Source organism: Ruegeria sp. BHSC276 (genome assembly GCF_059612945.1).
Genome location: NZ_JBXWRP010000006.1, coordinates 85,232 through 103,988 on the forward strand (window position 1 = coordinate 85,232; position 18,757 = coordinate 103,988).

Sequence of the window (18,757 nt, forward strand, 5' to 3'; positions counted from 1 at the left end):
GTTTTTCCTTGTCTACGCAGCAACGAGCGTAGCGGATCACAAAACGCGATCAAACGCTTGAAGCAATTGGTCAATCTCGTCGCGCGAGGTGTAGTGGGTGAAGCTGACGCGCAGAACGCCCTGCCCCAGATCGACCCCCAGCGCGGTCAGAGGCCGCACCGCGTAGAAATCTCCGCCGCCCGCCATGATGCCGTGTTGCGCCAGTTCGGCGGCGACCTCCTCGGCGTTGCGGTTCAGCGCCAGCGCCACGGTCGGCGCGCGCTGTTCCGCCTTGTCCGGGCCGATCAGGCGCACCGCGTTTCGGTCCTTGACCGCATCCAGCACCGGTTGCAATAGCGCAATTTCATGCGCACGCATCAGGTCATGCACGAACTGGCCGCGTTCGCCCGCGCCCGAAGCCGGGCCACCATGATGGTCGCACAGCAGATCGACATAATCCGCCATGCCTGCGCTGGCGGCCACCTGCGCATGATCCGGCCCAGCCGGGGTGAACCGCTTGTACAAAACGTCACCATTGAAGTAGTGGGCCTGGGTGGGCAGCAGCTCGCCCAGCGCACGCCGGATCACCATGCAACCCTGGTGCGGTCCATAGGTCTTGTAGGCCGAGAACAGATAGATATCCGGCCCCAACTCGCCCACGTTGGGGAACCCGTGCGGGGCATAGGAAACGCCGTCGACACACACGAAGGCCCCGGCGGCGTGGGCGATGGCGGTGATCTCGGTCACCGGGTTGATCTCGGCCACCACGTTCGAGCAATGCGGAAAACAGACCAGCCGCACCTTGTCGTCCAGCAGGTTTTCCAGATCGGCCGGGTTCAGCGCGCCGGTCTCGGGGTCGATCTGCCATTCACGGATCTCGATCCCGTCCTCGGCCAGACGCCGCCAGGGGCCGGAATTGGCCTCGTGATCCTGATTGGTGACCACGATTGCCTCGCCCGGCTTCATCCATTGCCGAAACGCCTGCGCCAGCACATAGGTGTTTTGCGTGGTCGAAGGACCAAAGCTGAGCTCGTCCGTGTCAACGCCCAACAGGGCCGCCATGCGCATACGCGCCTCGTCCATCTCCTCGCCCGCCAGACGGCTGGCCTCATACGGGGCATAGGGCTGCACCTTGCGCTGGGTGTAGAACCGCGTCAGCCGGTCCAGCACCGGCTTGCAGGTATAGGACCCGCCCGCATTCTCGAAAAAAGCCTGTCCCTGCAGGCTCGGCTCGGCAAAGGCCGGAAACTGCGCCCGCACGAAATCGATATCCAGAGTGCCCATCACACTGTCCTTCCCTTGTCATGCACGATGGTTCCAGAGGTCTGCCCGCGCATGACACCGGACATCTCCGACAACATGGCAGGTCTTCCAGCCAGCCACGGGCGGCCGCGGCAGTTCGAATGCGCACACCGAACGGCGACAGTTAGCCTTGGCCAGTCACACGGGTCAAGGTTTGTATCCCCGTGGCGGCCAGACCCGACCGACACTAACAAAGGGCCCCGGATCGCCCGAGGCCCTTTAGCTCAGATCATGAACCGCGTCACTTGCGGCGGCGTTCGTTCACCAGTCCGATGAAGATCGACACGCACATCAGAACCAGCACGATCGCAAAGGGGAACCCGGTTGCGATGGCCGCGGCCTGCAGGGCGCCCAATCCGCCGCCCAGCAGCAGAACGATTGCGATGGCGCCTTCCAGAACGCACCAGAACACGCGCTGCGCGGTCGGAGCGTCGGTCTTGCCGCCGGCGGTGATCGTGTCGATCACCAGCGAGCCGGAATCCGAACTGGTCACGAAGAACACGACCACCAGAACGATACCGACGAAAGACAGAAGGCCGGCCATCGGGAAGGCTTCGAACATCTTGAACATCTTCAGCTCCAGCGCCGCATCCGTCAGGGCCTGACCGCTGCCCGACATCACCTGATCCAGTGCCGCGCCGCCGAACACGCTCATCCACAGCGCACCGACAAGGGTCGGGATCAGGATCACGCAGGTCACGAATTCGCGGATGGTGCGCCCGCGCGAGATGCGCGCGATGAACATGCCCACGAAGGGCGACCACGAGATCCACCAGGCCCAATAGAAGGCCGTCCAGCCTTGCATGAAATTGGTGTCCTCACGCCCGATCCAGTTCGACAGCGCCGGCAGCGCTTCGACATAGGCGATCATGCTTTCGAAGAATCCCGTCAGGATGACCATCGTGGGACCCACGACCAAAACCAGCAACAGCAGAAGGGCGGCCAGGATCATGTTGGCCTCGGACAGGCGCTTGACCCCCTTGTCCAGACCCGCGACGACGGAAACCAGCGCAAAGGCGGTGATCAAGACGATCAGAAACACCTTCATCCCGTCGCTCACCGGAACGCCGAACAGATAGTTCAGCCCCGCCAGCGCCTGCGTCGCCCCCAACCCCAGCGAGGTCGCTAGCCCGAAAATCGTGGCAAACACCGCCAGAACGTCAATGACATGGCCCAGCGGACCCCAGGTCGCCTCGCCGAACAGCGGGTAGAAGACCGACCGCATCGTCAAGGGCAGCCCGCGGTTGAAGCTAAAGAAGGCCAGCGCCAGCGCGACGATCGCATATACAGCCCAGGGGTGCATCCCCCAGTGAAAGATCGTGGCGGTCATAGCCAGTTCACGCGATGCCTCAGGGTCGTTCAACGCGGCGCCCAGCGGCGCCCAGTCGGTGCGCGCGCCGTCCTCTCCCACGGCCATACCGCCCAGCGACGACCCGTAATGCGAGATCGGCTCGGCCACGCCCCAGAACACCAGCCCGATGCCCATGCCTGCGGCGAACAGCATCGAAAACCAGCCGGCATAGCTGTAATCGGGCCGTGCGTCCTGGCCACCCAGTCGGATCGACCCATAGGGCGTAACGATCAGCAGCAGCGAAAACACCACGAAGATGTTGGCCGCAACCATGAACACCCAGTCGAACCGGTTGGTCAGCGCGGGGCGCAACCAGCCGAAGAAATCGGCAGCCTGCTCGCGGAAAACCAACGAAAAGAAGACGAAGGCGATGATGGTCAGGCCAGACACGGCAAAAACCGGATTGTGAATATCCAGCCCCATGACCTGGATATTGTCCTGGCCGACCTCGTAGTCGGCATCTGAATTGTCGGACATTCTCTCTCCTCTCACTGTAATGCGCTTTTGATCAGGGAAAGATCGCTTTTTCGGTCAGCCGCCAGAGACTTTCCGGCGGGCAAAAGCGACACGCATACCGGTCACACCGAGCATTTTCAGCGGACCGGAAGGCGTTGGGTTACCTAACGTCCGAACCGAGTCGGGCGCCAGGCAAACTAATGTGGGCTGTTCGGTCGGACCTTTGGCTAGCCTTGAACCTTGGTATAGGTCCCCTCGCCTGCCAGAATTCCGCGGAACCCGCCGGGCTCGTCCAACCCGAATACGATCAGCGGCAGATTGTTGTCGCGCGCCAGAGCGATGGCCGAAGCATCCATGACCTTCAACCGCTTGGCCAGCACGTCGTCATAGGTGACCGAGTCATAGCGCACCGCGTCGGGATGCGCCTTGGGGTCCTTGTCATAGACGCCGTCGACGCCGTTCTTGCCCATGAAGATCGCCTCGCAGGCCATTTCGTTGGCGCGCAGCGTCGCTGCGGTATCGGTGGTGAAATACGGGTTGCCGGTGCCGGCGGCAAAGATGCAGACCCGTTTCTTTTCCAGGTGCCGCACCGCGCGGCGTCGGATGTAGGGTTCGCACACCTCGTCCATCCGAATGGCCGAGATCACCCGCGTGAACACACCCAGCCCCTCGAGCGCGGACTGCATCGCCAGCGCGTTCATCACAGTGGCCAGCATGCCCATGTAATCGGCCGTCGTCCGTTCCATCCCCTGGGCCGAGCCCGACAGGCCGCGAAAGATGTTGCCGCCGCCGATAACCATGCAGATCTCGACGCCCAGGTCATGAACCGACTTCACCTCTTGCGCGATCCGCTGCACGGTGGGCGGATGCAGGCCAAAGCCCTGGTCGCCCATCAACGCCTCGCCCGAGATCTTCAGCATCACGCGATTGTAGGTTGTCTTTGGGGTTTCTTCGGTTGTGGTGGCGGGAGAAAGGGTCATGTTGCGCTCCGGGGTGGCACGGGTTTGTTTTCCGGCGCAAAATGAAGCAAAACCCCCGCGGGTTCAATGCGGATGGTCGGACAATGGCGCAATCGGACAGGACAGGAAACGCAACGACCGCGATCGCGGACCGGCTCCCCCCCGTTCCCGAGGGCAAACCGGTTCTGATCGCGGGCCCCACGGCGTCGGGAAAATCGGCGCTGGCGCTGGCCGTGGCCGAAAGATTCGGAGGGGTCATCGTCAATGCCGATGCCAGCCAGGTCTATGACTGCTGGCGGGTCATCTCGGCCCGCCCGTCGGCCGAAGAGGAAGCCCGGGCGCCGCACGCCCTTTATGGGCATGTGCCCTACGATGAAACCTATTCGGCCGGGCAATGGCTGCGCGAGGTTACCCCGTTGTTGTCGGGCGACCTGCGTCCGATCATCGTCGGCGGAACGGGGCTGTACTTCAAGACGCTGACCGAAGGCATGGCCGAAATTCCGCCGACCCCTGCCGCGATCCGCACGCAGGCTGACGCGATACCCCTGCCCGACTTGCTGGCCGAGGTGGACCCGCGCACGCGCGCACGCCTCGACACCCACAATCGCGCGCGCGTGCAAAGGGCTTGGGAAGTCGAACGCGCCACCGGTCGCAGCCTGGCCGATTGGCAGGCCGAAACGCCGCCGCCGGTGCTTCGGCTGGATCAGGCCGTACCGATCGTGGTCGATGTCGACAAGGCCTGGCTGCTGGATCGGATCAACCGGCGGTTCGACCAGATGCTGGCCACCGGCGCCCTAGACGAGGTGGCGGCGATGCGGGACCGGTACGACCCGTCGCTTCCATCGTGCAAAGCAATCGGCGTTCCCGAACTGATGGCCTACGTGACGGGCGACCTCACACTGGACCAGGCCCGCGAGAAAGCGACGATTGCGACACGGCAATACGCTAAACGTCAGCGGACCTGGTGCCGGTCGCGCATGAAGGACTGGCATAAAGTCGACCTGAGCGACTGAGACAACCCGGCGCCGGCCCCTATCACCAGTCTATTTTCATTTCTTTTCATTGCCTTAAGCCGAATTATCACCCTTTGGCCCGCACTAAACAGAATCACCCGGGTGATTTTGGGTGTCACTCTTGGACTTGCCCGGCAGAGTGTGGCGGGGCAACCGGTGTCTTTGCTCTGAAATGTCGTTTTTGAACATCTGATGACGATTTCGAACATTGACCTTGATCGGATTCTGGTGCCGAATGTTCGCATGGGGATGATCTGCGCTCAGAAAAATTCACGGAAACGCCGCAAACGGCTCAGTTCGAATGCGACGGTTTCCAGTAACGAAAAAACAAATCTCACAGGGAGACTTTCATGGAAATCAAGACATTGACCGGCGCACCGGTACACTGGGCGGCGGACATGCACGCCCGGGAATACCAGGAAGGCAAGCTGAGCCGCCGCGAGTTTCTGACGCGCACGACCAGCCTCGGCGTCACTGCTGCTGCAGCCTACGGCATGATCGGGCTGTCCGCCCCGGCCAAGGCGGCCGGCGAGGACGCCAAGCAAATGGGCGGCACGCTGCGCGTTCAGATGGAGGTGCGCGCCCTCAAGGATCCGCGCACCTATGACTGGTCGCAGATCGCGAATGTTACCCGCGGCACGCTGGAATACCTGGTCGAGTACAACTCGGACGGCACTTTCCGCGGCATGTTGCTGGAGGGCTGGGAAGTCAACGACGACGCCACCGAGTACACGCTGAAGGTCCGCAAGGGCGTCAAGTGGAACAACGGTGACGATTTCACTGCCGACGACGTCGCCCGCAACATCGCGCGCTGGTGTGACAAGAGCTCGGAAACCAACTCGATGGCCGGCCGTTTCGCCACGCTGATCGACGCAGATACCGGTCAGGCGATCGAAGGTGCGATCGAGGTGGTGGATTCGCACACCGTCAAGCTGAACCTGCCGAATTCGGACATCTCGCTGATCCCGGGCATGGCGGACTACCCGGCCGCAATCATCCACAGCTCGTTCAGCGAGACGGACCTGACCAACAACGTGGGCACCGGCCCCTACCTGATCGAGAGCCTCGAAGTCGGCGTAAAGGCCGTGCTGGTGCGCAACGAAAACCACACTTGGTGGGGCGAGGACGTGTTCGGCCGCCCAGCGCTGGACCGTATCGAGTATATCGACTACGGCACCGATCCGTCGGCCTGGCTGGCGGCGCTGGAATCCGACGAAGTCGACATGCTGTACGAATCGGTCGGTGAATTCATCGATGTGATGGACGGCCTCGGCTATGTCAAATCCGAGGTTGTCACGATGAACACCATCGTGATCCGCCCGAACCAGCTTGCGGAAGTGGACGGCAAGAAGGTCTATGCCGACAAACGTGTGCGTCAGGCGTTGCAGATGGCCGTGGACAACTCGGTCTGCCTCGAGCTTGGCTACGGTGGTCGCGGCTCGCCCGCGGAAAACCACCACGTTGGTCCGATCCACCCGGATTACTACGAACTGCCGCCGCAAAAAGTTGACCCGGAAGGCGCGCGCAAGCTGATGGAAGAGGCCGGCATGGCCGATTTCGAGCACGAGTTGATCTCGATCGACGACGACTGGCGCCGCAACACCACCGATGCGGTCGCAGCCCAGCTGCGCGACGCCGGCATCAAGGTCAAGCGGACTGTTCTGCCCGGCAACACCTTCTGGAACGACTGGGCGAAATACCCGTTCAGCTCGACCAACTGGAACCACCGTCCGCTTGGCGTGCAGATCTGGGCGCTGGCCTATCGCAGCGGAGAGGCCTGGAACGAATTCGGCTGGGCGAACCCCGAGTTCGACGCCCTGCTGACCGAGGCCCTGGCCATTGCCGATGCCGACAAGCGCCGCGAAATCGTGGCCAAGGGCGAAGCGATGATCCAGGAGGAAGGCGTTACCATCCAACCCTACTGGCGGTCGCTGTATCGCCACATGAAGGAAGGTCTGGTGGGCACCGACATGCATGTGTCGTTCGAACACCATCACTACAAATGGGGTTGGGCGGCCTGAGCCCGACCTGAACCCTGCTGGGGCGCCCGAATGCGGGCGCCCCTTTCCAGCCGCAGACACACCGACACGGGGTCGGAACGTCCGAGGCCAGGCAATGGTCCACTGATCTGCGGAAAACCCGAACAACAGGGGCCAACATGGGACTCTTCATCCTCCGACGATTGGGCGTGATGCTGCTGACGGCGCTGTGCCTGACCTTCGTGGTCTTCTTCCTCACGAACCTCTATCCGAACCTGGAAAAACTGGCCAAGACCCAGGGTAACCAGCGCATGTCGGACGAACAGGTCATCTCGTGGCTGGAAAATCGTGGCTATATGCAACCCACGCTGGTCAAGTACGGCCAGTGGCTTGGGGTGATCCCGGGATTCACGAACACTTTGGATGACGGGCAATTCGTGGGCACCTGCGCCCGCCCCGGATCGACCCCGGACACGACCCCCCGCTATTGCGGCGTTCTTCAGGGCGACTGGGGGTATTCGACCGTGTTCAAGGAAGAGGTGGGGACGATTGTCGCCAAACGCCTGGGCAACACCGGGTACCTGATGTTCTGGGTGCTGCTGCTGATGGTGCCAACCGCGCTGCTGGTGGGCGTTCTGGCCGGCATGCGCGAAGGGTCAGCGCTGGACCGGTCGCTGTCCACCTTCTCGATCATCACCACGGCCACGCCGGAATATGTTTCGGGCGTGATCTTCATCGCCATCTTCACCTCGTCCACCGTGGGTCTGAAATGGTTCAAGGGCACGGCCACGCAGGCCATGGACAACCCGACATTCGAGAATTTCTTTCTGCCGGTGCTGACCATCGCCCTGTACGGAATGGGGTATATCGCGCGGATGACCCGCGCCTCGATGACCGAGGTGATGACGGCGCAGTACATCCGCACCGCGCGGCTCAAGGGTGTATCCTTTTCCAACATCGTCCTGAAACACGCGCTGCGCAACGCGCTGATCGCGCCCTTCACGGTCATCATGCTGCAGTTCCCGTGGTTGCTGAACGGCGTCGTGATCGTCGAGACCCTGTTCAACTACAAGGGTTTTGGCTGGGCGCTGGTGCAGGCCGCGGGCAACAACGACATCCAGCTGCTGCTGGCGATCTCGGTCGTGTCGGTCTTCGTGGTTCTGGTGACGCAGCTGATCTCGGATATCGGCTATGTCTACCTCAACCCACGCATCCGCATTTCATAAAGGAGGATAGACCATGGAACCTCTGAGCTGGACTGGCTCTATCGCCTTTCTGAACCCGATCCTGACAATCGCTCTGGTTGCACTGGCCGTCTCGGTTCTGGCCTGGATCCTGGCCAGTATCGTGCTGCCTGAACCCCAGGTGACCGTGAACGCGGATGGCACCGTCAGTTCTGGTGGCGGGCTGCGCAGCCTGGTCGAAACCGCGCTGTGGTATTCCTTCCTGGCCAGCATCGCGACGGTCGTCGCTTATCTGCTGCTGGGCGTATTCCTGGGAACCGGAGCCGGCATCGTCGGCGCCGTCGCGCAGCAGTTCCTGCCGGTCTGGGTGTCGCTGATCATCCTGTTCGCGATGTCGGTCGCCTTCAAGCGGCGGCTGGGCCTGTATGGCAAGCTGTTCGACAGCCCGATCGGCATGATTGGCTTTGCCCTGGTCATGTTCTGGGTGTTCACCGGCATTTTCGGCGCGCTCGACCTGATCGTGACCCATGACCCGCTGGTGCAGTTGTCGGGGATGAAGAACAAGGTGCCCGGCACCCCCCTGCCCAACCCCGAGGACGGGCAGTTCGCCTGGTACCTTCTGGGCGGCGACAACCTGGCCCGCGATGTGTTCAGCCGCATGGTCAAGGGCGCGTGGATCGTCGTGCAGATCGCGCCGCTGGCCACGATGTTCGCCTTCATGGTCGGCATCACGCTGGGCCTGCCGGCGGGGTACTATGGCGGACGCCTGGATACGTTCCTGTCGTTCCTCGCCAACCTGATCCTGGCCTTTCCGGTAATCCTGCTGTTCTATCTGCTGGTAACCCCGGAAATCGTGGCGACCGGCGTGCCGAACTATATGGCCGCTGTGCTGTTCATCTTTCCGATCCTGTTCATCGCGGTGCTCCTGAACTCGCGCTACTATACCCGCCCGAACTTTCGAACGCCTCTGCTGATCGGGGTGCTGGGGATCGCGATCTGGCTGTACCTGTCACTGATTTCGACCGGAGGCCACGTCATCAACACTGACGCCTACAGCATCTGGGGGTTGCCGACCTATCTGGATCTGTTCGACATTCCGGGCGGGATATTGGTCGTGTTCGTATCGGTTGTCTTCGTCAACTCGCCCACGGTGTTCCGCATCGTGCGCGGCCTGGCCATGGACATCAAAACGCGCGACTATGTGGCGGCCGCCCAGACGCGCGGCGAAGGTCCCTGGTACATCATGCTGTGGGAAATCCTGCCCAATGCGCGCGGGCCGCTGATCGTCGATTTCTGCCTGCGCATCGGCTATACGACCATCCTGTTGGGAACCCTGGGGTTCTTTGGGCTGGGCCTGCCGCCGGAAAGCCCGGATTGGGGGTCAACCATCAACGAAGGGCGCAAGCTGCTGTCGATCTATCTGCACCCGGCCCTGCCGCCGGCGTTGGCGCTGTTGTCGCTGGTTCTGGGCTTGAACCTGCTGGCGGACGGCCTGCGCGAGGAAAGCCTGAAGGACTGACGTGAACGCAGCCGGGGGGCCAGCCCCCCCGGACCCCCCGGGATATTTTGAGCCAGATGAAGGGGAAACCGGACTTTGGCGAGGAGCGAAAAAATGAGCAAACTTGCAGATCATGACGGGCCAATCCTGGAAATCGAAAAACTGTCGATTTCATTCTTTACCCGCCTACGGGAAATTCCGGCCGTGATGGATTTTTCGGTTTCCGTGATGCCCGGCGAGGCGGTGGGGCTGGTCGGGGAATCCGGCTGCGGCAAGTCGACCGTTGCGCTGGGCGTGATGCAGGATCTTGGCAAGAACGGCCGCATCGTTGGAGGCACCATCAAGTTCAAGGGCCGCGATCTGAGCGAGATGAGCGCCGAGGAACTACGCGACATCCGCGGCAACGAGATCGCGATGATCTATCAGGAGCCGATGGCTTCGCTGAACCCGGCGATGAAGATCGGCAAGCAGCTGATGGAAGTGCCGATGATCCACGAAGGGGTCAGCAAGGAAGAGGCCTATGCCCGCGCTCTGGAAGTGGTGACCGACGTGCGCCTGCCCGACCCCGAACGGATGCTGAACAGCTTTCCGCATCAACTTTCTGGCGGCCAGCAGCAGCGCATCGTGATCGCGATGGCGCTGATGTCGAAACCGGCACTGCTGATCCTCGACGAACCGACAACCGCGCTGGACGTGACCGTTGAGGCCGCCGTGGTGGAACTGGTCAAGGACCTGGGCAAGAAATACGGCACCTCGATGCTGTTCATTTCGCACAATCTGGGCCTGGTGCTGGAGACCTGCGACCGTTTGTGCGTGATGTATTCCGGCGAGGCGGTCGAACGGGGCTCGATCCATGACGTGTTCGACGAGATGCAGCACCCCTATACGCAGGCCTTGTTCCGCTCGATCCCCCTACCCGGCGCGGACAAGAACGCGCGCCCGCTGGTCGCGATTCCGGGCAATTTCCCCTTGCCGCATGAACGTCCGCGGGGCTGTAATTTCGGACCGCGCTGCGACTATTTCGAAGAGGGGCGTTGTGACGCGCAAGACATCCCGATGTTCCCGGTGCCGGGGAATGACCGTCACCACACGCGCTGCCTCAAGTTCCAGGAGATCGACTGGAACGCCCCGGTTACCGTGGCGGAGCAGAAGGAAAAAGCGCCCATCGGTCAGACCGTTCTGAAGATCGACAACCTCAAGAAATATTATGAAGTCGCCGCAAATGCGCTGTTCGGTGGCGGCGAGAAGAAAGTGGTGAAGGCCAACGAGACCCTGAGTTTCGAGGCCCGCGAGTCTGAAACTCTGGCCATTGTGGGCGAGTCGGGCTGCGGCAAATCCACCTTTGCCAAGGTGCTGATGGGGCTGGAAACGGCGACAGACGGGCAGATCCTGCTGGACAACCGCAACATCGAAGATCTGCCGATCGAAGAGCGGGATACGAAAACCATCGGGGAAGTCCAGATGGTGTTCCAGAACCCCTTTGACACGCTGAACCCGTCGATGACGGTCGGGCGACAGATCATCCGCGCGCTGGAAATCTTCGGCGTCGGCAATTCCGAGGCCGAGCGCAAGCAACGGATGCTGGAGTTGCTGGATCTGGTGAAGCTGCCCCGGGCCTTTGCCGACCGGATGCCACGACAACTGTCGGGTGGCCAGAAGCAGAGGGTTGGCATCGCGCGTGCCTTTGCCGGAGATGCGCGCATCGTCGTCGCAGACGAGCCGGTTTCGGCGCTGGATGTTTCGGTGCAGGCTGCGGTGACCGACCTGCTGATGGAAATCCAGCGCGAGCACAAGACGACCCTGTTGTTCATCAGCCACGACCTGTCGATCGTCCGCTACCTCAGCGACCGCGTGATGGTGATGTATCTAGGCCATGTGGTCGAACTGGGCACCACTGATCAGGTGTTCTCGCCCCCCTATCACCCCTATACCGAGGCATTGCTGAGCGCGGTTCCGATCGCCGATACCTCGGTCGAGAAAGAGCACATCGTGCTCGAGGGGGATATTCCATCGGCGATGAACCCGCCGCCGGGATGTCCGTTTCAGACACGCTGCCGGTGGAAATCCGAAGTCCCCGGGGGCCTGTGCGAACAGCAGGTTCCGCCGGTAAAAACTTTGTCCGAGGGGCACCAGATCAAGTGCCATCTGGCCGAGGACATTCTTGCCAGAATGCAACCGGTCATCAAGATCGCTGCTGAATGACGTACGCGGTCTTCGACGGGTTGGGGCCGTCAACTGGACGGTCCAGAACAATTGCCACGACTGATGGGGTTTTCAGCCGCCCCAGATGGCCTTCACATAGTTCCGGGTCTCTGCATAAGGTGGTATACCGCCGTGCTTTTCCACCGCCTTCGGCCCCGCATTGTAGGCGGCCAGTGCAAGGCGCCATGACCTGAATTTCTTGTACTGCCAGTACAGGTAGCGCGCGCCGCCTTCAAGGTTCTGCTTGGGGTCGTGCGGGTCCACGCCCAGCAGGCGCGCGGTCTGCGGCATCAGCTGCGCCAGCCCCAAAGCGCCCTTGTGGGACCGGGCATGCGGGTTCCATCCGCTTTCCTGCTGGACCAGCCGCAGGAACAGCTCTTCGGGGACATTGTGCATGCGGGCGGCCTGGCGCGCCAGGACAAGATACTGCCCCTTGTACTGGCCGTCATACCGTTTGCCGAACTTTCCCTGCGCCGATTTGGGTTTGAGACGCTCGCTGTCGCGGTATTGGCTGGCGGCGCGACTGTCCAGCACCTTGGCCTGCTTGAGAAAGATATCCCTGCGGTTCTTGGTCGAAAGAACATCGGCGCCCGACGGAACAGAAGTCAGCGCAAGGAAGGCAACCAAAAAACCAGTCAACACATACCGCATTCAAGCAAATCCCGCCCGTTCTGACATCAGAATGAGTATAGGTATTTCAAGCCGAAATGAAAGCTTGGTTAATCGCGGGTGGAAATTCAAACCTAAGGCTCCGCCATCATCCGTGTTCCAACCCGCGCGCGGGGGGTATAGGGTTCGGGTGAACACCGCGCGAGATTCGCGCCCCAACCCGCAAGACAGGATACGAGGAAAAACATGGCAGGTTCAGTCAACAAGGTCATTCTGATCGGCAATCTCGGGCGTGACCCCGAGGTTCGGTCGTTTCAGAACGGAGGCAAGGTCTGCAACCTGCGCATCGCCACGTCGGAAACCTGGAAAGACCGCAATACGGGCGAGCGCCGCGAACGGACCGAGTGGCACTCGGTCGCGATTTTCAACGAGGGCCTGGTCCGGGTGGCCGAGCAATACCTTCGCAAGGGGTCAAAGGTTTACGTCGAAGGCCAGTTGCAGACCCGCAAATGGCAGGATCAGTCCGGTCAGGACCGGTATTCGACCGAGGTCGTTCTGCAAGGGTTCAATTCGACCCTCGTCATGCTGGATGCCCGCGGAGAAGGCGGCGGCGGCGGTTACGGTGGCGGCCAGTCCGGCGGTTACGGAGACCCCTATGGCGCACCGATGGGCGGCAGTTCACCAGCCCCGGCCTCGGGCGGGATCGACGACGACGAGATCCCGTTCTGATCTGACGGAGCCAGAAAATGACATGGTCCTTCGCCGTCGGTCGTCTGCTTGGCTCGGAGCTGAGGGTCCATGTCACGTTCTTCATTCTGTTGGCCTGGGTCGGCTTCGCGGCCTATGCCGAGGGCGGCCTGCCCGCCGCATTTGACAACATCCTGTTCGTTCTGGCGCTGTTTGCCTGCGTGGTCGCCCATGAATTCGGCCACGCGCTGATGGCCCGCCGCTATGGCATCCGCACGCCGGACATCACGCTTCTGCCGATCGGCGGGCTGGCCCGGCTGGAGCGGATGCCGGAAAAGCCCATGCAGGAAGTTGCCGTTGCGCTAGCCGGGCCGGCGGTGAACATCGTGATCTGGCTGGTGCTGGTGGGTCTGGGTGCGGGCATTCAGATGGATGTAATGGCCCATATCGACTCGGCGCGCGTCGATCTGTTCAGCCGGCTGGCGTATGTGAACCTTTTCTTGGCGGTATTCAATCTGATCCCGGCCTTTCCGATGGATGGTGGCCGGGTGTTCCGGGCGCTGCTGTGCCTAAAGATGGACCGGGTCAAGGCCACGCGGGCTGCTGCCTCGGCCGGTCAGATCGTGGCGGTGGGTTTCGGCTTTCTGGGGCTTAGCACCGGAAACCCGATCCTGGTCCTGATCGCGGTGTTCGTCTTCATCGCCGCCAATGCCGAGAGCCAGGATGTCGAGATGCGCTCGATCGCGCGCCGAGTTCTGGCCCGCGACGCGATGATCACCGAGTTCCACGCACTGACGCCGCAGGACACGCTGGGTACGGCCGCGCAGGCCGTGATCCAGACCACCCAGCACGAGTTTCCGGTGCTGGGCCCCGACGGGCAACTGCTGGGCTTCGTGACGCGCAACCGGTTGTTCGCAGCCCTCGCCGGCGAACACCCCCGGTCCGAACCGGCCACATCGGTCATGGAGACCGAGATTCCCATCGTATCGCCAGCCGGCGGGCTCGAGGCAGTGCTAGACGGGTTGCACGGCGGCGCTCCGGCGGTGGCCGTGTGCACCAGAGCGGGGCAGATGGTCGGGTACATCACCCGCGAAAACATCGGCGAACTGATGGTGATCCGGGGACGCTGAGACCGTCAGCAGGTCGCCAGCGCATCCTCGAGCACGGACAAAACCGCATCGCGCGGCACGTCCGAAGTCACGAAGGCCTGCCCGATTCCGCGCGCCAGAATGAACCGCAACTGACCGTCCACCACCTTCTTGTCCTGGGCCATCAGATCGACCAGCGCCCCCGCCCCCGGCAAATCGCCGGGAATGTCGGCGAGGTCAGCCTTCATCCCCATCGCGCGCAGATGCGCCCGAACGCGGCTGGGGTCTTCCTGCGAACACATGCCCAGGCGCGCCGACAGTTCGAAGGCCAAGGCACAGCCGATGGCCACGCCCTCGCCATGCAGCAACCGGTCGGAATAGCCGGTCGCGGCCTCGAGCGCGTGGCAGAAGGTATGGCCCAGATTCAGCAACGCCCGGTCGCCCTGTTCGGTCTCGTCGCGCGCGACGATGTCGGCTTTCATCTGCACCGAGCGCGTCACCGCCTGAACCCGGGCCGCCATGTCGCCCTCGGCCAACGCGGGGCCGTTGCGTTCCAGCCATTCAAAGAATTCGGCATCGCCCAGCAGCCCGTATTTCACGACCTCGCCATAGCCCGCCAGAAAATCCCGCGCCGTCAAGGTGCCCAGAACCGAGGTATCGGCCAGCACCAGCGACGGCTGGTGGAAGGCGCCGATCAGGTTCTTGCCTTGCGGGGCGTTGATGCCGGTTTTGCCGCCCACCGAACTGTCGACCTGCGCCAGCAGAGAGGTCGGGATCTGCACGAACCGCACCCCCCGGCGAAGCACGGCAGCGGCAAACCCGGCCAGATCGCCGATCACCCCGCCGCCAAAGGCTACGACGACATCACGGCGCTCGACCTTTTCGGCCAGCAGCCATTCGACCGCGCGTTCGAAATGGGGCCAACTCTTGGTTGCCTCACCCGGCGGCAGCGCCAGGGCAGTCATCTCGACACCGGCCGCGGCCAGCCCGGCACGCAGCGCGTCCAGATGAAGCGTGGCAACCGTTTCATCCGTCAGTACCGCCACACGCGGGCGGGGCAACAGCGGCCTGATCCGCATCCCGGCCTGCGCCAGCAGGTCCGGCCCGATTTCCACGTCATAGGACCGTTCGGCCAGATCAACGAATACGGTTTGATGCATCTACTTCAGTTCCAGAACGTCAGGGCGCGTCGCCAGTTTCTCCAAGACCCGGTCCACCATGTCCTCGATCGCAGTTTCGCCATCCGAGTCCACGACCAGATCGGCCTGTTGGTAAAGCGGAACGCGTGCTTGGTACAAGGCGCTCAGCGTCGCATGCGGATCGGGGGTGCGCAGCAGCGGCCGTGTGTCCTTGTGGCGGACGCGGTTCCACAGCACCTCCAGATCGGCCCTCAGCCAGACCGACACGCCGCGCTCTGATATCATCCTGCGGTTCGCCTCGGACAGGAAGGCGCCGCCGCCAGTCGACAGAATGCCTTTCTGCTCGTCCAGCAACCGGCCGATGACCTGGCTTTCCTTGGCCCGAAAGAATGCCTCGCCATCGCGCTCGAAGATCTCGGGAATGGTCATGTTGGCTGCCGATTCGATCTCGGCATCGCTGTCCAGGAACGGCACGCCCAGCCGCGCGGCCAGCGCCCGGCCCACCGCCGTCTTGCCAGCGCCCATCATGCCGACCATAACCACCGTTTTGTGCAGGTCATAGGCCGGCCGGACCGATGCCGGCGATGCGTTATGCTTAATTTCGCTCATTTCCCCGTGAATGACGTGATCTTGGAAAAAATGCCAGTTATAACTTGGCCAAAATCAAAATTTGAGGCAGCGTTTCGCCATGGGCCGTCTGATCAAACTCCTCCTGTACCTCATCTGCCTGAGTTTCATCGGGCTGGTAGCTTATGCCTATCTGGGGCCGTTTTTCGGCGCGGATTTCTCGGCCCCGCAAAGCGAAATCAGCGAACCGGTCATCCTGAATGTGGACTAGGGCCGCGGCGGTGACGATTGCCCTGGCCGGGCAGGTCGCCGCACAGACGACCGAGCCGCTGTCGGCGATCGACTGGCTGAAGGAACCGGGCGACCTGCTACCGGGAACGGTGATGCTCGAACCTCCGGTGGCCGATGCGGTGGCGGACCCGCAGATCCATGTAACTCCGCTCGAGGCGCTGTCGCAGCCACTGGGGTTGGTGGATGCCTCGGTGACGGGACTGCCGGTGGATCTGTGGCGCCCAAGCGACCCGGCCCGCCTGGCCCGACTGATCGGGCAAGTTCCGGTGAAATCCAGCCCGGCCATGCAAAAGCTGATGTTCACCTTGCTGCTGACCGAAGCCCGCGCGCCGTCGGGCGGCGCGGATCCCGACATCCTGCTGCTGGCGCGACTGGATCGCCTGTTCCAGTTGGGGGCGGCCGACCCTGCGCAGGCGCTGGTGCAACAGGCCGGGCCGGCGGCTTCACCGGACCGGTTTCGCCGCTGGTTCGACACGACCTTGCTGACCGGCGACGAGGACCGCAGCTGTACCGCGCTCATCGCGCAACCCGGCCTGTCCCGCGACTACCGCGCCCACATTTTCTGCAAGGCACGCCGCGGTGACTGGGCCTCGGCCGCGCTCATGCTCGAGGCCGCCCACGCGCTCGAGATCCTGCCGACAGAAACGCTGGACCTGCTCGACCGGTTTCTAAGCCCCGAGATGTTCGAAGGCGCCCCCTATCTTCCGCAACCCCAGGACCCCGACCCGCTGACCTTTCGCCTGTTCGAGGCCATCGGCGAACGGCTGCCCACCGCGTCGCTGCCGCGCGCCTTTGCCAATGCCGATCTGCGCGACGTCGCCGGCTGGAAGGCCCAGATCGAGGCGGCCGAGCGCCTGACCCGCATCGGAGCGTTGACCCCCAACCACCTGCTGGGTCTCTATACCGAGCGCGCCCCGGCGGCCTCGGGCGCCGTCTGGGACCGCGTCGCCGCGGTACAGCGGTTCGAGGCCGCGCTGGACGGCGGCAAGCCGCAGGCCGTCGCGGATGCGCTGATCGCGGTCTGGGCGCAGATGGAAACCGTCGGGCTGCAGGTTCCCTTTGCCGAGCTGTTCGCGGACCGCCTGGCGCTCCGCCCCCTGCCCGGCGCCGAGGCCGAGAACCTGCGCTGGCGCATTCTGCTGCTGTCCGAGCTGTATGAAGACGCAGCCCAATCCGTGCCCGATGGGCCAACTGCCAATGCTTTTCTGGCCGCGCTGGCCCGGGGGATGCCCGATCAGGCCCGGTCGCCGTCGCCGCTGTCCGATGCGATCACCGAAGGCTTTGCCTGGGCCGCCCCGGTCCCGCCCGACCTGCAGACTATGCTGGATCAGAACCGGTTGGGCGAAGCGATTCTGGAAGCGATGCAGCTTTTTGCCCAGGGCGCGCGCGGCAACCTGGTGGACTTGACCGCCGCCATCGCAACCTTCCGCAGGGTCGGGCTCGAGGATACCGCGCGGCGGGCGGCGCTGCAGCTGCTGATCCTGCAGGGGGTCTGACCGTGCCGGGGCCTGAAACGCCAGAGCTGTGGATCTCGGCCTTTCTCGAAGCGCAGGCCGCCGAGCTGGGCGCGGCAACCAACACGCTGCTGGCCTATGGGCGCGACTTGAAGGACTTCGCGGGATGGCTGAGCCGTCACGGCGCCGGATTTGCCCAGGCCGACCAGACCCGGATCGAGGCCTATCTGATCGACTGCGATGCCGAGGGCCTGTCGCGCGCGACCCGGGCTCGCCGCCTGTCCGCCATCAAACAGCTGTACCGCTTCGCTTTCGAGGAAGGCTGGCGCGACACTAACCCCGCCATCCAGATCAAGGGACCGGGCCGGCAAAAGCGCCTGCCCAAAACGCTGGACGTGGCCGAGGTCGACCGCCTGCTGCAGGCCGCGCGCCAGACCGGCCGCACCCAAGCCGACCGGCTGCGCAACACATGCCTGATGGAGCTGTTGTACGCCACCGGCATGCGGGTAACCGAATTGGTTTCGCTGCCCGTATCCGCAGCGCGTGGCGACCCGCGGATGCTTCTGGTTCTGGGCAAGGGCGGCAAGGAACGGATGGTGCCCCTGTCGCCACCGGCCCGCGATGCGTTGGCCGCATGGCTGGCTGCGCGCGATGCGGCCGAGGAGGCGACCGTGGCCAAAGGCGGACAGAGGTCACGCTTTCTGTTTCCGTCGCGCGGCAAGTCCGGGCACCTGACCCGACACAGGTTCTTCCTGCTGGTCAAGGAATTGGCGGTTCAAGGCGGTGTGTCCCCCGACAAGGTCACCCCGCACACGCTGCGGCACGCCTTTGCCACGCATCTTCTGGCCAACGGGGCCGACCTGCGTTCGATCCAGACCCTGCTGGGCCATGCCGACGTGGCCACGACCGAGATCTACACGCATGTTCTGGACGAGCGGCTGTCGGAATTGGTGTTGCAACATCACCCCCTTGCCAGGAACGACACCGAGGACTAGGGGC

General features: G+C 63.1%; 16 protein-coding genes. 10 read left to right on the plus strand and 6 right to left on the minus strand.

Annotated elements, in window-relative coordinates; genetic code table 11:
* Positions 1-36: 36 nt before the first annotated feature.
* The 3 genes from AC2FMD_RS11280 to pyrH form a co-directional block, all read right to left on the minus strand.
* On the minus strand, positions 37-1,263 hold the full coding sequence (locus AC2FMD_RS11280; RefSeq protein ID WP_496741378.1) for an aminotransferase class V-fold PLP-dependent enzyme: 1,227 nt from the start codon (positions 1,261-1,263) through the stop codon (positions 37-39).
* A 259-nt stretch (positions 1,264-1,522) separates the two neighbouring features.
* Positions 1,523-3,109 carry a BCCT family transporter gene (locus AC2FMD_RS11285; protein ID WP_496741380.1) on the minus strand — a complete coding sequence of 529 codons (1,587 nt, stop codon included), beginning with the start codon at positions 3,107-3,109 and terminating at the stop codon, positions 1,523-1,525.
* A 206-nt stretch (positions 3,110-3,315) separates the two neighbouring features.
* Positions 3,316-4,068 (minus strand): UMP kinase, encoded by a 753-nt coding sequence (gene pyrH, locus AC2FMD_RS11290; RefSeq protein WP_496712328.1) that lies wholly within the window; start codon positions 4,066-4,068, stop codon positions 3,316-3,318.
* 83 nt (positions 4,069-4,151) lie between these two features.
* Here pyrH and miaA point away from each other — a divergent pair, with 83 nt between their 5' ends.
* The 5 genes from miaA (at position 4,152) to AC2FMD_RS11315 (ending at position 11,923) form a co-directional block, all read left to right on the plus strand.
* Positions 4,152-5,060 (plus strand): tRNA (adenosine(37)-N6)-dimethylallyltransferase MiaA, encoded by a 909-nt coding sequence (miaA, locus tag AC2FMD_RS11295; RefSeq protein WP_496741396.1) that lies wholly within the window; start codon positions 4,152-4,154, stop codon positions 5,058-5,060.
* A gap of 350 nt (positions 5,061-5,410) precedes the next feature.
* Positions 5,411-7,081, plus strand: coding sequence for an ABC transporter substrate-binding protein (locus tag AC2FMD_RS11300; RefSeq protein ID WP_496680849.1), 1,671 nt, complete (start codon positions 5,411-5,413; stop codon positions 7,079-7,081).
* 137 nt (positions 7,082-7,218) lie between these two features.
* Entirely contained in the window at positions 7,219-8,265 is a 1,047-nt protein-coding gene (locus tag AC2FMD_RS11305) for an ABC transporter permease (RefSeq protein ID WP_496795015.1), read from the plus strand.
* 13 nt (positions 8,266-8,278) lie between these two features.
* Complete coding sequence (locus AC2FMD_RS11310; protein ID WP_496741382.1) at positions 8,279-9,742, plus strand: ABC transporter permease; 1,464 nt, start codon at positions 8,279-8,281, stop codon at positions 9,740-9,742.
* Between the two features lie 93 nt (positions 9,743-9,835).
* Positions 9,836-11,923 (plus strand): dipeptide ABC transporter ATP-binding protein, encoded by a 2,088-nt coding sequence (locus tag AC2FMD_RS11315; protein ID WP_496795016.1) that lies wholly within the window; start codon positions 9,836-9,838, stop codon positions 11,921-11,923.
* A gap of 72 nt (positions 11,924-11,995) precedes the next feature.
* Here AC2FMD_RS11315 and AC2FMD_RS11320 read toward each other — a convergent pair whose 3' ends face one another.
* A complete protein-coding gene (locus AC2FMD_RS11320; RefSeq protein ID WP_496743296.1) occupies positions 11,996-12,574 on the minus strand; it encodes a lytic transglycosylase domain-containing protein in 579 nt (192 codons plus the stop codon).
* Positions 12,575-12,778: 204 nt separating this feature from the next.
* Here AC2FMD_RS11320 and ssb point away from each other — a divergent pair, with 204 nt between their 5' ends.
* Positions 12,779-13,261, plus strand: a complete 483-nt coding sequence (gene ssb / locus AC2FMD_RS11325) for a single-stranded DNA-binding protein (RefSeq protein ID WP_496680861.1) — start codon at positions 12,779-12,781, stop codon at positions 13,259-13,261.
* Positions 13,262-13,278: 17 nt separating this feature from the next.
* Entirely contained in the window at positions 13,279-14,349 is a 1,071-nt protein-coding gene (locus AC2FMD_RS11330; protein ID WP_496680864.1) for a site-2 protease family protein, read from the plus strand.
* Positions 14,350-14,354: 5 nt separating this feature from the next.
* Here AC2FMD_RS11330 and aroB read toward each other — a convergent pair whose 3' ends face one another.
* Positions 14,355-15,467, minus strand: a complete 1,113-nt coding sequence (gene aroB / locus AC2FMD_RS11335; RefSeq protein WP_496743298.1) for a 3-dehydroquinate synthase — start codon at positions 15,465-15,467, stop codon at positions 14,355-14,357.
* Positions 15,468-16,055, minus strand: coding sequence for a shikimate kinase (locus AC2FMD_RS11340; RefSeq protein ID WP_496680868.1), 588 nt, complete (start codon positions 16,053-16,055; stop codon positions 15,468-15,470).
* Positions 16,056-16,134: 79 nt separating this feature from the next.
* On the opposite strand from AC2FMD_RS11340, the gene AC2FMD_RS11345 reads away from it, so the two are divergent.
* Genes AC2FMD_RS11345 through AC2FMD_RS11355 form a run of 3 tightly spaced genes read left to right on the plus strand, consistent with a single transcriptional unit; the run spans position 16,135 to position 18,753 of the window.
* Positions 16,135-16,284, plus strand: a complete 150-nt coding sequence (locus AC2FMD_RS11345; RefSeq protein WP_496687157.1) for a hypothetical protein — start codon at positions 16,135-16,137, stop codon at positions 16,282-16,284.
* On the plus strand, positions 16,274-17,800 hold the full coding sequence (locus tag AC2FMD_RS11350; protein WP_496743299.1) for a hypothetical protein: 1,527 nt from the start codon (positions 16,274-16,276) through the stop codon (positions 17,798-17,800). The genes AC2FMD_RS11345 and AC2FMD_RS11350 overlap by 11 nt, the downstream gene beginning before the upstream one ends.
* Before the next feature lie 2 nt (positions 17,801-17,802).
* Positions 17,803-18,753 carry a tyrosine recombinase gene (locus AC2FMD_RS11355; protein WP_496743301.1) on the plus strand — a complete coding sequence of 317 codons (951 nt, stop codon included), beginning with the start codon at positions 17,803-17,805 and terminating at the stop codon, positions 18,751-18,753.
* The last annotated feature ends 4 nt before the right edge of the window (positions 18,754-18,757 follow it).